We start from the raw sequence: 14,538 nt of genomic DNA, 5'->3' as shown, positions 1-14,538 counted from the left end.
TGTGGGCTGAAGTACCCTTTCATATGCCACGCCGATTTTTATATTTGGCAACGCATGAGGAATTGTCAGAAAAACTAAAGGAATATTCTATGCATCCTATGCACGGAATTATTAGGGATGATTTCTTTATGGATGTATTATGTAGAATAAAAGAAAAAGGCCTTTTTGGCGCATTTATCTTTACTTTAATTCCTCACTATATTTTGCCAGAACATGATAGGCCGATCCCCTTGTCTTGCACTAATTTCGACCTTAAAGCTTGGTGTGATTTCGCTATAAGAATGAACGATATCTTTAATATCAATATAGACATTGAACCCTTAAAGGGTAGAGTTGATGAAATTATTCAAAATGATTGGGAGTTGATTAAAGATATCAGAGAAAAATATCCAGACAAAAAGATCGATCAATATATAAACTATATTACGTCAGGTTATCATGAAGAACCTTATCCTTATCTTAATAATCAATGGAAAGCTGCTATTGATTCTCTTCATATGTAGTAGAATAAAATTGTAACCATGGCTAAAATGAAGTATACGCGGATAAATACAAACAAAAAAGGAATGAAGAGATATTTATTTGTATTATTTATGGTAATAGTTTCTTCTTTAGCGTATTATTTATTACTTACATTAAACCTTATCAATAAAAGCAAAGAAGAGGTGTTATCTAATAATATTGTAGATCAGGGAACATTTGTCGTAGCATCGCCCGATAATTCATCTCAGGAAAATATCATCATCCATGAAAATGGCAAGGATCAAGAAGAAATTGAGGGGAATAAAAAAGCACAAGACGAGAATTCGGTAATACATAAAAAAGATAAGGGGTCTTGTGGATGGATATTCCCTGTTGACTATTATGTCGGATCAAAACGTACGTATAAGGTTGAAATGGTCAATGCAGTTTATGAGCTGTCATTGACGATAGAAGAGTTAAACGGTTATATATATAAAATAAGCGAAACAAAGAGTGTTGAGAAAGAACCAAATACTTCAGTCTATTATTTATTTTGCGATGGTAGCATTATATGGATTGCCAATCAACTCTACAATGGGTATCTGTTGCGTGAAAATTTAAAAGTATTCTTCCCAGCAAAAACTACACCTGAAGATGTTGACGCATTTGAGATGTACGGTTGGCAAGTCGGAGGTCATACTCATCAGTGTTCTGTTCGTGAACGCCGCGATGTAGATATTTTTGGTTCGTATTTCTTCGATGCCTTGATAGCATATTGTTCTACACGAAGTTCTATTGAAAATGTTGCGCAAATCAAACAAATCATTATTGCTCCAGGAGTGGGAATAGTTTACATGGACACAACCAATGCAAAAATTTACATTACTCAGTGGTAAAGTTAACTGGAGTGAGCTTGCATGTATGAGGATGTTGATTAACATAAGCTAAGCATCTGTAGACAAATCAACTACACATTCGATAGCCAACTGAGTTAAGTGCACTGATGATCGTGTCTTGACCCACATCCCGTTTTTACCTTCCCCATTCGCCAACCGATGAATAAACTATCATTGAGCATTTTACATTCGTCTGGAGTAAAAAATACATATATTTCATCACACAAGTCGAGCGCCGTATGCGCTGCATAATGAGCTGGTAGATACTCTATCCTGCGATGAAGCAGTGTTGCAAACAGTGATGGATCAAGCGTTACGAGCCTTTCACTATTGCAGCGACGGATTAAGTGGTATGCCGCTTTAGACTAAGGGGTAGATGCCTCTGATTGTGCTAAGCAAGTCGAAGAATTATTCGATTGAAGCATGGCTTGCCAAGTTGCTGGAGATCTTGCTCACTTAGGCCGATGAACGATGTGCTTTTCGTGATGTGTAGAGGAGCTATGGCGATTGGTTGCGTCTTTTGTGTGATGGCCGGGGCCTGTAATATTTCTATTCAAACAAGCGCATCCTGGTTATTAGAGCTATCCACTGAACTATGTAGATATTGGGATGTATGTGTTTCCTAGATTTATGCCCATCAGATTATCCCGAGTTATAATAAAGTAGCATGGCTTGCTATAATCTACCTAATAATTTAATATTAAACAATATTTTACACAAAAACAAAAGATTTGTCGGTGAAATTATCGTCCGTAAAATAGACCTATTTTTTATTCTATCTAACATCTTAATGAATAATGATGATATAAGCCCCATGATGAAAGCTTCTATATTGATACATATGGGTTTATCTAGAACTGAAGAAGCAAGGAATATTGCTCATGCATATACGTCGCATCCTGATTTAATTATATCTTTCGCCGCCAAAGTTTTACTTTATTATATAGAGAGGGACGACAGATCATATAAAGAATTATTAAAAACATCCATTTTATTGCTTAAAAAAGAATATAGCGGATTTTTAGATCTATTAAGAATAGTAATATCAGTGGATGATGGATTAAAATTACCTTTAGCTGATATGATTGAAGAGTTGTGTAAATGTTCACATCGAATTTTTTTAGATTTATTCATAAGATTTTTAGATGAATTAGATTGCCATGAGCATGTACATCGTATAGCTGATTATATATTAAAATCAATGGATGTAAATGATATAGCTAAATATGTCAAGCATCCGATCGTTTTACATGAATTGAAGGGTTGTTTTGATAAATTGACTTATAAAAATAAACGAATGTTTATAGAAAATATAGGCAATTATGGGTCAATTGGCGATTGCGAATTTTTATTCCAGAAATACGATGAATATATTCATGCTTTCAAAATGGATATTCTCGACGCGGTATGTAGAATTGTTTATCGAGTAAGGCTGTTAAATATTAACAAAAATGATTTAGATAGGCGTGGTAAAGATGATGTAATAATTAATGATTGCAATTTAATATCAGAAAGGGCATTTAAATATATATCAAATGACTTAAAAGAATCGGATCGAAAAACGATATTAATCGGTTTGTGCGGAAATCGTGATTCTGTAGATAGATTAAAGAGAAGAATGAGAAGATTAAAAAAATTTAAATACTCTTTTATCCTGGCCGTCTTTTATACCTTAGATCGTGATCTTATAAATGATTTAATATCGATGATTTTAGATAAAGATATAACCTCGCTGAATATTCTGCCAAGTCAACGCTTTTTTTTATCTTTAATAGATCATTCAGTAATTAATTCGATATTAGATGCTATTGTGCATAAAAATACAAAAAAGTTAGAGCCAGTTATCGGGATTTTAATAAAATGCGCTATTTATAAGAATGATATTGAAACTCTTAAACGAGTCGCTGATATCGCCCTTTCTAAAGGTATATGCATTGATTTTGACGATTACGTGTATATGATAGAAAAAGATTTTGATTTCTCCATTGATTACTTTAAGAGAGCAATTAAAAAGTTCAAACCAATTCCATGGACAAATCTTTTAGAGGTTTTGGTCGTTCTTTATACAACCTTATTGATATCAAAAGAAGATGATAGGATATATGAATTATTATCACATATTATAGATTTAGATTTAGATCGAGGATGTCTTTTCTTATTAATTCTATCACACAACAGCAAATTCTCCTATCATGTTATTTATAATTTCTCACCATATTTTATAAGTTCTTTAGATAATATAAGCATATATTATCATGAAATATTAGACAAGAAAAAAATAATTGAGTCATTTTATGAATTCGCTGAAAAGTCTACAGATCAAATCAAAGTGATTAGCTCACTCAAGATTATAACAAAGTTAGACAAAAGTATATTAGAGGATTTGCTAAAGAAGTCAGATATACCAGCATCACTATTTAAAAATATTTCTAGCGTTTTAGAAGAAATGCTGTTTAAATACGATCAATATTTATAACAATAGTTAACTATTAAATATTTTTATAGCGTATTAATTGAGAATAATCGCCTGTTATAATAATATCAAAGTGAAAATTTTGATAGACGCTGCGTAATAAGCTTATAGATACTCTATCTTATGACGAAATAGTATTGTAAGACATTTCAGTATTGTACTGACAGTTTCAATGAGTATATTGTCTTAGACTACCTTGACGGCAACTTCTGGCGCTGGATAAGTCTGAAGACCTACTCAGTTGAAGCAAATTCGCGAAGTCGCGGGGAATATCGATCGCTTAGGCAAACGGTCGCAGTGCTTTTCGCAGAGTGTGGAGGATCTACAGTGATCAGTTGTATGGTTTGTGCAAAGCTGGAATCTGCAGCAGATCTTCAAGCAAGTATATTGAATTTATCAGCGCGATACGCAGCACTACGCAAATATATATTTAGGCGATATCTTGATTTTTTACATTCGGTGATGTTTTATAGACATTTAAACCTGCGAATAATTATCTATACGCATATAAAAAGATATAAAATCACAGAATTAAAAAAGATATAGAATATTTTAATTATTCGTGTTTAAGAAAAACTCACTCGACTTACTAAAAATATATTTCATTTAAAATAAATATGTTAGATTAGTCAATTTAAGATATCAGTATATATTTTGGCCAAAGGTTAAAGCATGTAGGAAGACTAGCCCCTTTAAATCTTCAATGAATATCAGTAAGAATTGGGATATTTGAGATGTTCTGCCACTCTATGAAAAAGGGTCATTAATATCACACTCCATTGTTATTATTAAATAGCTAAGACTTGCGCATAACATAAGATGATAGTTAGCTCATGAGTGACAAGCCCACTCTGGTTATCAAGCCGCTAGCAGATCACGATCGGCAAACCCATGACTTTCGTCGCACCCCCGATAAACGCTACCCTCTTTGGTACGTAGTCGTACTCACCATCATTGCCATTGTCAGTGGCCTGACAGTTGGCTAGACATTGCAGCCTTCTGGCAAACCCGCCCTGCCCTGCATGGGCCATTGTTCAAGCATGAATACTGAATGCTCGATCACGATACCTCTCGACGCGTTTTCATCTTGCTGCTGATTGCCAGCATCCAGCGCTGTTTATCGAACTGGCTGGCGGCGATGCAAGCGGCTAGCGTCTGCGGCTGACCGAAGAAGAGGTGCTTGCGCCGAAGGCAAGGTACTGCGTGACAGCGCTGATCGACGCACAAGCAAAGCAGCCCTTCCAGATGGTAACGGTATATAGCCCGTACAGGCTATGTATGCCCACAGACAGGCATAGTGCTGGCAAAAGACGTGCTGCACGTAGAAGCCACCAGCAATGATATAGCGGCGTTGTCAGACAGTGTCGGCGTAATTTGAGCAGCGCGATCGAATTGTGGTAACTGATGCAGCATACGCGCAAAAGCAAAATGCCGTGCCATTACTGAGCACGTGAGCGAGTATGTGTTTGCCTTGAAGCGCAATCATGCCCGGCTGTTTGAGGCGCTACAGCAGACTTGGCAACGTGAGCCGCATGAGTGGGGGCGTTAGATGCAGCATGAATACTTGCACACGGAAGATTGCGGGCACGTGCGTTACTACCGAGGTAAATACTGGTTAGTTGCTGATGCGGAGTATCTGAGCTATTTTGCTCAACAGGTGGATGCCAGACCTAATCTAGGCGCGGTATGTTTTGTGAGTTGCCAGCGACGGGTCGAGGAGAATGATTATGAACAGGTGAGCATCTTCGAGACTAGCCTGTAGTAAGGAGTCAGACGCATTGCGCGTGCAGTGCGCGCCGACTAGCGGATTGAGAACAACCCGCGCTGTGCCTTGGATCTGGTGTTTAGTAAAGATCTCAGTCGGGCGCGCACTGGGCATAGCACAGATAACTTTGCCGCACTGTGATGGGGTGGTGTTGAGTATGCTGGGGAGGGTGCAGTCTAGTGTGAAGGATGATCGCGCCATCAAAGTACGGCGTCTGCATGCAGCGCACAGCAACGATTTCTTGCTCATGGGGCTAGCTTGCTCTGCGCAGAACCTTCAAATTCCTGATGTATAAGCCATGGTCTTTTGTGCTTCTTCCTGCTTTTCTCACATGTTGGCGTAGTCTTAAGAGAAGCCCAGCATTGCCAAGCGATCAAGGCTAGCAGATCTGTTGGCGAAGATTGGCTTCAGGCTTGGTCGGAGGCTCAGCAGCGCGCGGTCGGCGTAGTGTGAGCAAATCAATGCGGATGTAAACCGGCTGTCCGGCGCAGTGACATGGGCGACATGCCGCTGGGGAGGTACGTGGGTGGCAGTAACTCAGCAGTTAGTGGTGACGACAGGGCTTGAACCTGTGACCCAGAGCTTATGAGTCTCTTACTCTACCAACTGAGCTACGTCACCAGTGCTCTAATTTTATCAAAAATCGCGGGGCTTCAGATGGTTACGCAACAGTGCCAACAGTGTTCAGCCGTTGGCGAACTGGACGCGGCAGGCAGAGCAGTTTTGAATGGATGACTAGAGTGCAAAAGTGCCACATCAAACGATTGCAATCCACGCCCCCTCTGAAATTGGCACGGGCTATTCAAGCGAAGGCAGCATCTGTGCTATCCGTAAGGCTGCGCATGTATCTGCTTTCGTCGAGTCCATCTAGGGCTTACGCATCATCAAGGTGATGTGTAATGCAGGCCAGAAGCATGTGCGTATGATACGCAAGCAGTACGAGCAGTGATAATGGTCATTAACAGTAAATCACTCTGGTGCAGCTACATCACAAGTATCGGCGCGCATGACGGGCAAGGTAGTTAGGTGAATGTGGGGAGGGCGAAGGCAGTACCTTCACCTACCCGCTGTCAATTCAACATTTATAAGATTGCGACGAAAATCCTCCCCCTATTTGGTTGGTAGTTTGATTGCGGCAGCGATCTGATGCGTAAGCTCTGATTAAAATAGCAAACCAGTTAGGTGTGATCATAGGATAGTTATTACGACCTAAACCACCTGTAGAATTGCTGGTAATAAACTACATAGAAAATATTACTGGAATAAACTAAAAAACAATAAAGATATTGATTTAGAAATTCAAGATTGGTTAGGATGCTATATTTATTAGGAAATTATTATGAATGCATCCATTCAATTTAATTTGAAAAACTTGTAAGTAAAATATAAAAATAGCGCGATAAAAATATCGTCGAAGACTTAAGAAATGAGTAGGTAATTGATAGAAATCCGATTTCTAATTTGACACAAATAGTAGGAGATAAAAGTATCTATACCGGCATAACTAACCTACCTTAGAAAATAGAAGTGGTGCCTCTATTAACGGAAGATAATAAACCCGCTATCGTAATACAGAATAACATTTCGAGGTACATTTAACGATTTAGCTTGGCCAAGGTGATAGGATATTTATCCTTGGATATGCCTAAATATTGAGGTAATAAAACAAATTAAATAACAAGTTCGCGCCTTGCGATGGCAATTATGTCGCCATAACCTGCAGGATTCAACGAGCTAGGCAGAAAATTAAATCGTATTGGTTTAGATACATTAAAGGTATTAAGCAAAAAATATTGACTGCATACACAGATGTGGATATATTGCGCACAAGACATAGGCATTTTATCACGAGAAGAAGCTTACAGAATTCTCGCCATTATGCGTAAAAACCAACAAGCGACAAATCATCTGGAGGATACTCTTCTGCAAAAATATCCTAGTCGTATGCTTGCTTTAGTACAAAATGTACTTCATACGTGACTGATCACTGAGAATAGATCTTATGAATTAATCGGGAAAGGTATATTGACCGTATCTACTATCAATCCATCATAAAACAAGACCTGAAATAATAAGCTTATGCTTGATATATTCGGTTGACTGAGAAGACTTTGGCATATAATAAATACAGGAGAAAGCAATATGTATAACAAAATCAAAGTTGTGGGGAGAGTGGGTAACGATCCAGAGATTAGATACACACAAACTGGAACTCCGTTCACCAACCTTAGCGTAGCTACTACAAGGACATGGAACCAAGACGGCAATAAAAAATCTGAAACCACTTGGTTTCAGGTATTGTTTTACGGTTCTACTGCAGAGAATATATGCCAATATCTCAAGAAAGGTAGCCTCATACTAGTCGAGGGGAGAATATTACCTGATCCGAAAACAGGTAACCCTGTGATATATAAGAGAAAAGATGGAACTATAGGAGCAAGCTTCGTCATTGTTGCGAGCACTGTAAGATTTCTCTCAAAAAAGAGCGACAGAGATAATGAAGAAAGTGAAATAGTCATTCAAAGTGATGGAGACATTGAGAACGAGGTAATGATTCAAGATATGAATCTCGGGCATTGATAAAATATTATTATAAACAAAACATCCGCTTCAATAAGTATACTGCTTTATACTACTTTAGCGGCAGCTTCTGATGTGCTGGACAAGCCTGCAGACCTACTTGGTCGAAGCAAATGTTATCAAGTTGCAGGGGATATTGCTTGCTTAGGCAGAAGGGGCAGTGATCTTCGCAGTGTGTGGAGGAGCTTTGCAGTCAGTTAGATGGTTTGTCTAATGCTGGAATCAGCATTGGACCTTCAAATAAGTATATCAAACTTATTATATCAATGCGCAGGACTAAGCGAATATCTATTTTTAAGCATCGTCTTTATTTTCTATTGTTAGCTATATTTTACTATCATTTAGATACATGAATAAAAGTCTATATACATATAACACCTGGCAAAATTATGGGTATTAAATAGAAAGAGAGCCTCTAAATTTTTGTATTAAAGAATAACTATTTTAAATTTAGGGAGTGAATAAAATTGGATGCATGAAGTGTCCTAGGAGACATAAGCGAATCGGGGTCAAACGAGGCAAGAATCACTGCGGCAGCCAGTGCTACCTGTGCAAGGCCTGCAATCGCCATTTCACCCCTCAGCCCAACCCAATCAGCTACCCGCCCATAATCCCGCGCCAAGCCGTCGAGATGTATCTAGATGGCCACAGCTTCCGACGCATCGGCACAATCTGCGTGTCAAGTGCGCAATCCGTGGCCAACTAGGTCAAGTGCGCCGGTGAACGTGCCTTGGCTGCCCCCATCCCACAGGTCCCAACCGATGACGATACTGTTGTCGAGCTTGAGAGCAGTCACATTCGTCGGGAGTAAAAAAATGCGCCGATCTCATCACGCAGGTCGAGCGTCGGACGCGCTGCGTGATGTGCTGGTAGATACTCTATCCCGCGATGAAGCGGTGTTGCAAGCGGTGGTGGATCAAGGGCCACGCGCATTTCAGTCTTGCAATGACGGCTTCAGTGGGTATGCCGCTTTGGACTACCGTGACGGCTGTCTCTAGTTGCGCCGGGCAAGTCGCAGACCTATTCAGTTGAAGCAAGTCCCGCCGAGTTGTGGGGGCTCTCGCTCGCTTAGGCTGACGGGCGCGGTGCTTTTCGCGGTGTGTGGAGGAACTACGGTGGTCGGGTGAGTCCTTTGTGCGATGCAGGAATCGGCGGCATCCCTTCAAGCAAGCGCATACGGGTTGTCAGAGCTATCCGCGGGACTACACAAGTCTTTGGATTTGGGCACTACCTAAATTTATCGGGGCAAGTTTTCGTGTTAAAATAAATAAGATGTATGAGTCCATAGAAGATGTCTGCATATATTTTGGCCAAAGGTTAAAGCATGTGCGAAAGCTGGCATCTTTTAATCTTAAAGAACTATCGGAAAGAATTGGGATACCTTTAGATGTTCTATCAAAGTATGAAAAAGGATCATTAATGCCGGATTCAAGTATTATTATTAAAATAGCAAACGAGTTAGATGTTCACCCAGGATGGTTATTACGGCCTAAACCACCTGTAAAATTGCGGGTAATAAACTACGCAAAAAACATCACTGGAATAAACTCTAAAACCAGGAAAGATATTGTTTACAACATTCAAGATTGGCTAGAAAGATATATTGATATAGAAAATATTATGAGTGCAACAATCCCGTTTAATTGGAATGACTTCCGACGTAAAATAGAAAAAAAAGAAGATGTTGAAAATATCGCCGAAGACTTAAGGCATGAATGGGGAATTGGCGCAAATCCGATTGCTAATTTGACACAGATAATAGAAGAGAAAGGTATCTATATTGGCATAACTAATCTACCTGAGAAAATAGAAGTGTTGTCTCTGTTAACAGTAGATAATAAACCCGTTATAGTAATACAAAACAACATTTCGGGGTATCTTCAAAGATTTAGCTTGGCCAAGGGAATAGGTTATTTATGTTTGGATATGCCTAAATATTGGGGTAATAAAATAAAGGAAATAGTAGTTTCACGCTTTGCGATGGCACTTATTGTTCCACAATCTGCAGTATTAAACGAGCTAGGCGGAAAATTAAATCATTTTGGTTTAGATACATTCAAAGTGTTAAGTAAAAAATATGGGTTGAATACACAGATGTGGATATATCGCGCACAAGACATAGGCATTTTATCACAAGAAGAAGCTTACAGAATTCTCGTCATTATGCGTAAAAACCAAAGTGAGACAAATCACCTGGAGGATACTCTTCTTCAAGAATATCCTAGTCGTATGTTTGCTCTAGTTCAAAATGCACTTAATACGGGAGTGATCACTGAGAATAGATATTATGAATTAATCGGGCAAAATATATTTGCTGGGTTGATTGATAAGACTCAATTCGTGTAATAAATCCATGAGAGGTCTATATAAACAACAAAATAACATTGGTAGGCAGAGGTGTTAATTATTCAGAGATGAGATATACATGCGCTTGAAACAAATTTAGCATGGTCAGCACTAAGATATTAAAACAATGTGGAATCAAAAATATGAAAAACATAGTTTGTGGTGTTGTTCTAGGATTCTATCGCAGAGAATGTATGCAAATATCTCAAGACAGGTAGTCTTATACTAGTTGGGGAAAAGTATGGCCTGATTCTAAAACAGATATAACCGTGAGATATAAAAGACGCATGTAACTAAAGAAAAAAGCTTCGTCATTGTCAGGGGTTATAAAAATTTAACCAACTAAAAAGCAGTGTGCGTAACGAATATGATGACATAGTTATTCAAAGTAATGGAGAACTTGAGAACGAGGCAATTAGTCAAAATATGATTATCGTGTATCCATAAAATATTGTTATAAACAACATTGCAGAGTAGTTTTATGCTGCTTGAATAGAACAGAGGGAATGCTGGTGTATAAATTCAAATTAACAACATAAAAATCACTTTGCTTCAGTTGATAAAAATAGTATTAATTAAAATAAGATTAAGCTTGATTGCCTTATTTTTACATAGACATACCTTAAAACATAATCATGAATATGATGAGCATGGTTAAAGATAATAATTTATTCATCAAAACCAGAGCCACATATGACACCATATATAAATCAGTGGAGGTTTATTCGTCATAGTGGCCTATGTCATCGCGATAACGCTGATGCTCTTTAACACGAGATCATGGGCAGCTCGCGCGCCGGCGAGTCTGTGTTGGCATTGTGGCGCGAGCGGTTGCATTGGCTCGGGTTCACAGGCTTCGCGCCTACGCAGGCTGCTACTGAGGCGACTGTGCCGGTGCAGGATGAAATACTAGCTCACCAGGGGGGCATTGTGCGCTTATCTGACATGTTTGCGATGCAGGCTTACTGCCACAACGACTACCTCAGCTCCACGGCGCTAGGTGAGATCGGTGCAGCTATCGAGACGTGCATGATCAATCGCATTGTTGGCTGGCGCGGCGAGCGCCTGGATCGCAAGGAGGTGTATCACACGCTAGCTAAGAGCAGAATGCTGATCCAATAGCATGCGCGACGGCAGACGATGCGCGTGGATTGTCTGCTACGCATGCTGCTGCAGCAAGCGCGTGATCCTGTGCGCATTCACGCCGAGCTCATACCCTCTATGTCTGGGGAGCAGCAGCAGGCGCTGGCACTGATTGCCAGCGGGCGGCGGTTGGGGGTTATCTCAGGTGTGTCATGCGCGACAAGTCCACCGTGCTGTCGGCAGTGGCAGAGCCGCGATATATCCTCACGCGCAATGCAGTTTTGGGGCGAGATCTCGCGCAGCGCGTGGGTGGCGCGTGGGCGACGCTGACGCGAGTTCAGCAGCTATTGCAGCAAGTGGCGGAGCGCGATGCGCGAGGCGAGCGCTGTGTGGTGATCATTGACGAGGAAAGTCTAGTGGATCGCAATGATTGGTTGCGGGTGCTGGTGCGTGTTTCTTCCATGCGGCATGTGCAGTTGATGGGGCTGGGGGATCCGCAGCAGTTAGACAGCATTGACGAGACGCATGTGTTTGGTTTAGTACTCAGGCGCGCGCGAGGCTCATGCGCACTGCGCGCTGCACCATAGCCGCCGCACCGAGGCCTGGCAGGAGGAGCATCGCGCGCTGCGGTTGCTGCCGCGCAATGTGGAGGCGATCTCGGTTTTCATTACGTCGTTGCATGCTAGCGGGAGACTGCGCACAGTGGATTCAATTACAGTAGTGGCGAATGTGCTTGCCAAGCTTCCTGACGCTGTAGTGATCACGGCGACGAATGCGATGGCTGCGCGCGTGTCGCACTTGGTGTAGTGGCGTTTAGGGGTTCGCGCGGATCCTCGCGCGCGTGTGCGGCACGGTTTGTGTTATGGGGGCTGGGATCGCATACGAGTGCGGTGCAACAACTAACAGCTCAACATTTTCAACGGGCAATTGGACAAAGTGGTCGAAGTATCCGACTCATGGTTGCGTGTGCGGATGGATGATGGGCGTGAGGTTGTGTTGCCCTCGCGTTACTGCGAGCTATGGGTGGAGTTGGGGTATGCATGCACAGCTGATTCTGCGCAAGGCTTGATTGCCGATCAAGCAATCGTCGTGTGTGATGGGATGGACAACGAGCGGATCTATGTTGCGGCGACGCGGTCGCGCAGGGCACCGATCTATGTCGCGGAGTCCGCGCAGCACTTAGCGTGGGCACTTGTGTAGCGTGAGTTGCCGTTGCCGAGGACGATTGCGGATCTCATCGTCAATCGCGGTGCACACATGGGGATATCGCAGCAATGACGCCCATTTATAGGCGTCATATATGACACCAATGATAACGCCACGGTGGACTCTGACTGTGTGCTTGACATTGCTAAGAAGATCTTCGATGCGCGCATGGTGCGCTATTTGCGCGAGGAATTGGTTGGTATGGGACTAGCCGTGCGTGACGAAGTGGTTGTTGGGCTGCCTATGCCTGGGGTGACAACACGCGAGCCTTACGTAGAGGCGTTTGCAGCGCGCACAGTGTAAGTTGAGGTAGCAGAGGGGTGAGTCTCGGCATGGGATTGGCGCCGAGGTGCTCGAATACGCGCTGGATCATCATAGACAAGAAGAGCAGCGATTAATAGTTGCCTGCTGATTCAGGCTAGACGATCCGCGATCGCATAATGTGCGAGAGATACATAAGCCATTGTGGTGCACACCTGTGTAATCCAGTTTGATGTGATGCGTTGAAATTACGGTAAGGAGAGGAGAGGAGAGAAGAGAAGAAGGTGAGATTCGAACTCACAGTACCCAATGCGAGCACAGCGGTTTTCAAGCCCGTCCCGTTCAACCTTGAACGGTATCTTCCCTCTCCTCTCCACTCTATTCTATGCACAATCTGCGCAGCTGGAATGCTTGATGATAAGTTAGTCGAGTTATACTGCATGATGATCTCGGCTGATTAGGCAGACAGAGGGGGAGTGCCTAAATCCAAATACTTGCGTAGTCCCGCGGATAGCTCTGATAACCCAGATGCGCTTGCTTGAGGGGATGCCGCCGATTACAGCATTACACAAAGGCGTAACCGACCGCCATAGCTCCTCCACACATCGCGAAAAGCACCGCGCCCGTCGGCCTAAGCGAGCGAGAGAATTTCGCGACTCGGCGAGACTTGCTTCAACTGAATAGGTCTGCGACCTGCTCGGCGCAACCGGAAGATGCTAGCACTGTAGTCCAAAGCGGCATACCCACTGAAGCCGTCGATGCAATACTAAAATGCGCGCGGCGCTTGATCCACCACTGCTTGCAACACTGCTTCATCGCGGGATAGAGTATATACCAGCTCATCACGCAGCGCGCCCGGCGCTCGACCTGCGTGATGAGATCGTCGCGTTTTTTACTCCCGACGAATGTGACTGCTCATCAAGCTCGACGACAGTATTGTCGTCGGTTGTGGGCTGTTGGATAGGGGAGGGTGGTTGGGCCAAGCCACATTCACCGGCGTACTTGACCCGCATGATCATCAATGGCGCACTTGACACTCGGATTGCGTCTGATGCGTTAGAAGCAATGGCGATCTAGATACCTTTCGATAACTTTAAAAAGAATTATAAGTGAACAAAACGATTGTGTTATGCTTATGGGTGATATAACGATTGCAAACATTGTAACTGTTGATATCTTTTTGTCCAGAAAGATTAGATTTGTGTGATCGTTAAGGTTTACTGATTTTAGCTTATAATATACACATGAAAGCACAAAAAGATGTTTTTGCATACTTTATATGTAACGATCTAGGTAAACTTAAGGAGTTAGAAGAGATTTGCAAACAAATAGAAGGCGACGAATTAGATATTTTTAGCGTGGTGATATATTACATGAAATTTTTATATAACAGCAATAAGGATCCATTAAAAATAATTGTAGCGCTTGCTTTTTTGACCAAGATGAAAGACGAGTATTATGATGAA

Annotated in this window: 15 protein-coding genes and 2 tRNA genes; 12 read left to right on the top strand and 5 right to left on the bottom strand. The window is 41.8% G+C overall.

The window, feature by feature from the left end; translation table 11 throughout:
- From NZM04_05405 to NZM04_05395, 3 genes are all read left to right on the top strand, one after another.
- The coding region (locus NZM04_05405) for a hypothetical protein (GenBank protein MCS7063467.1) at positions 1-503 on the top strand (503 nt) is incomplete at its 5' end.
- 18 nt (positions 504-521) lie between these two features.
- Positions 522-1,358, top strand: coding sequence for a hypothetical protein (locus NZM04_05400; GenBank protein MCS7063466.1), 837 nt, complete (start codon positions 522-524; stop codon positions 1,356-1,358).
- 667 nt (positions 1,359-2,025) lie between these two features.
- The gene (locus NZM04_05395) at positions 2,026-3,834 is read left to right on the top strand and encodes a hypothetical protein (GenBank protein ID MCS7063465.1); all 1,809 of its coding nucleotides are present in this window, start codon (positions 2,026-2,028) and stop codon (positions 3,832-3,834) included.
- A gap of 1,672 nt (positions 3,835-5,506) precedes the next feature.
- On the opposite strand, the gene NZM04_05390 is transcribed toward NZM04_05395, so the two are convergent.
- Entirely contained in the window at positions 5,507-5,845 is a 339-nt protein-coding gene (locus NZM04_05390) for a hypothetical protein (protein MCS7063464.1), read from the bottom strand.
- A gap of 299 nt (positions 5,846-6,144) precedes the next feature.
- Positions 6,145-6,217 (bottom strand) — tRNA-Met (locus tag NZM04_05385).
- Positions 6,218-6,344: 127 nt separating this feature from the next.
- On the opposite strand from NZM04_05385, the gene NZM04_05380 reads away from it, so the two are divergent.
- Positions 6,345-6,467 (top strand): hypothetical protein, encoded by a 123-nt coding sequence (locus tag NZM04_05380; protein ID MCS7063463.1) that lies wholly within the window; start codon positions 6,345-6,347, stop codon positions 6,465-6,467.
- Positions 6,468-7,738: 1,271 nt separating this feature from the next.
- Positions 7,739-8,176, top strand: a complete 438-nt coding sequence (ssb, locus tag NZM04_05375) for a single-stranded DNA-binding protein (GenBank protein MCS7063462.1) — start codon at positions 7,739-7,741, stop codon at positions 8,174-8,176.
- Between the two features lie 439 nt (positions 8,177-8,615).
- Here the strand turns inward: ssb and NZM04_05370 are convergent, their stop codons facing one another.
- Positions 8,616-8,798: a hypothetical protein gene (locus NZM04_05370; protein MCS7063461.1), complete on the bottom strand. Its 183-nt coding sequence runs from the start codon at positions 8,796-8,798 to the stop codon at positions 8,616-8,618.
- Positions 8,799-8,817: 19 nt separating this feature from the next.
- Here NZM04_05370 and NZM04_05365 point away from each other — a divergent pair, with 19 nt between their 5' ends.
- From NZM04_05365 to NZM04_05340, 6 genes are all read left to right on the top strand, one after another.
- Positions 8,818-9,174, top strand: coding sequence for a hypothetical protein (locus tag NZM04_05365; GenBank protein ID MCS7063460.1), 357 nt, complete (start codon positions 8,818-8,820; stop codon positions 9,172-9,174).
- Between the two features lie 274 nt (positions 9,175-9,448).
- On the top strand, positions 9,449-10,522 hold the full coding sequence (locus NZM04_05360) for an XRE family transcriptional regulator (GenBank protein ID MCS7063459.1): 1,074 nt from the start codon (positions 9,449-9,451) through the stop codon (positions 10,520-10,522).
- Between the two features lie 780 nt (positions 10,523-11,302).
- On the top strand, positions 11,303-11,644 hold the full coding sequence (locus tag NZM04_05355) for a hypothetical protein (GenBank protein MCS7063458.1): 342 nt from the start codon (positions 11,303-11,305) through the stop codon (positions 11,642-11,644).
- A gap of 173 nt (positions 11,645-11,817) precedes the next feature.
- Entirely contained in the window at positions 11,818-12,192 is a 375-nt protein-coding gene (locus tag NZM04_05350; GenBank protein ID MCS7063457.1) for an AAA family ATPase, read from the top strand.
- Between the two features lie 349 nt (positions 12,193-12,541).
- Entirely contained in the window at positions 12,542-12,805 is a 264-nt protein-coding gene (locus tag NZM04_05345; protein ID MCS7063456.1) for a hypothetical protein, read from the top strand.
- Between the two features lie 174 nt (positions 12,806-12,979).
- Positions 12,980-13,114 carry a hypothetical protein gene (locus NZM04_05340; GenBank protein MCS7063455.1) on the top strand — a complete coding sequence of 45 codons (135 nt, stop codon included), beginning with the start codon at positions 12,980-12,982 and terminating at the stop codon, positions 13,112-13,114.
- Positions 13,115-13,346: 232 nt separating this feature from the next.
- On the opposite strand, the gene NZM04_05335 is transcribed toward NZM04_05340, so the two are convergent.
- Positions 13,347-13,437, bottom strand: a tRNA-Ser gene (locus NZM04_05335).
- Positions 13,438-13,914: 477 nt separating this feature from the next.
- Entirely contained in the window at positions 13,915-14,085 is a 171-nt protein-coding gene (locus tag NZM04_05330) for a hypothetical protein (GenBank protein ID MCS7063454.1), read from the bottom strand.
- A gap of 231 nt (positions 14,086-14,316) precedes the next feature.
- Here NZM04_05330 and NZM04_05325 point away from each other — a divergent pair.
- Positions 14,317-14,538, top strand: a 222-nt coding sequence (locus NZM04_05325) for a hypothetical protein (protein ID MCS7063453.1), incomplete at its 3' end; no start/stop codon positions are given.

It is taken from the genome of Candidatus Methylacidiphilales bacterium (assembly GCA_025056655.1).
Classification (GTDB): Bacteria; Verrucomicrobiota; Verrucomicrobiia; order Methylacidiphilales; family JANWVL01; genus JANWVL01.
This window is presented reverse-complemented; position numbering and strand designations above follow the sequence as displayed.

Bases quoted from the DNA above. Each gene is read 5' to 3' on its own strand.
- NZM04_05400 (MCS7063466.1), top strand. From the start codon at position 522: ATGGCTAAAATGAAGTATACGCGGATAAATACAAACAAAAAAGGAATG.
- NZM04_05395 (MCS7063465.1), top strand. From the start codon at position 2,026: ATGGCTTGCTATAATCTACCTAATAATTTAATATTAAACAATATTTTA.
- NZM04_05390 (MCS7063464.1), bottom strand. From the start codon at position 5,845: ATGAGCAAGAAATCGTTGCTGTGCGCTGCATGCAGACGCCGTACTTTG.
- ssb (MCS7063462.1), top strand. From the start codon at position 7,739: ATGTATAACAAAATCAAAGTTGTGGGGAGAGTGGGTAACGATCCAGAG.
- NZM04_05365 (MCS7063460.1), top strand. From the start codon at position 8,818: ATGGCCACAGCTTCCGACGCATCGGCACAATCTGCGTGTCAAGTGCGC.
- NZM04_05360 (MCS7063459.1), top strand. From the start codon at position 9,449: ATGTATGAGTCCATAGAAGATGTCTGCATATATTTTGGCCAAAGGTTA.
- NZM04_05355 (MCS7063458.1), top strand. From the start codon at position 11,303: ATGGGCAGCTCGCGCGCCGGCGAGTCTGTGTTGGCATTGTGGCGCGAG.
- NZM04_05350 (MCS7063457.1), top strand. From the start codon at position 11,818: ATGCGCGACAAGTCCACCGTGCTGTCGGCAGTGGCAGAGCCGCGATAT.
- NZM04_05340 (MCS7063455.1), top strand. From the start codon at position 12,980: ATGGTGCGCTATTTGCGCGAGGAATTGGTTGGTATGGGACTAGCCGTG.
- NZM04_05330 (MCS7063454.1), bottom strand. From the start codon at position 14,085: ATGCGGGTCAAGTACGCCGGTGAATGTGGCTTGGCCCAACCACCCTCC.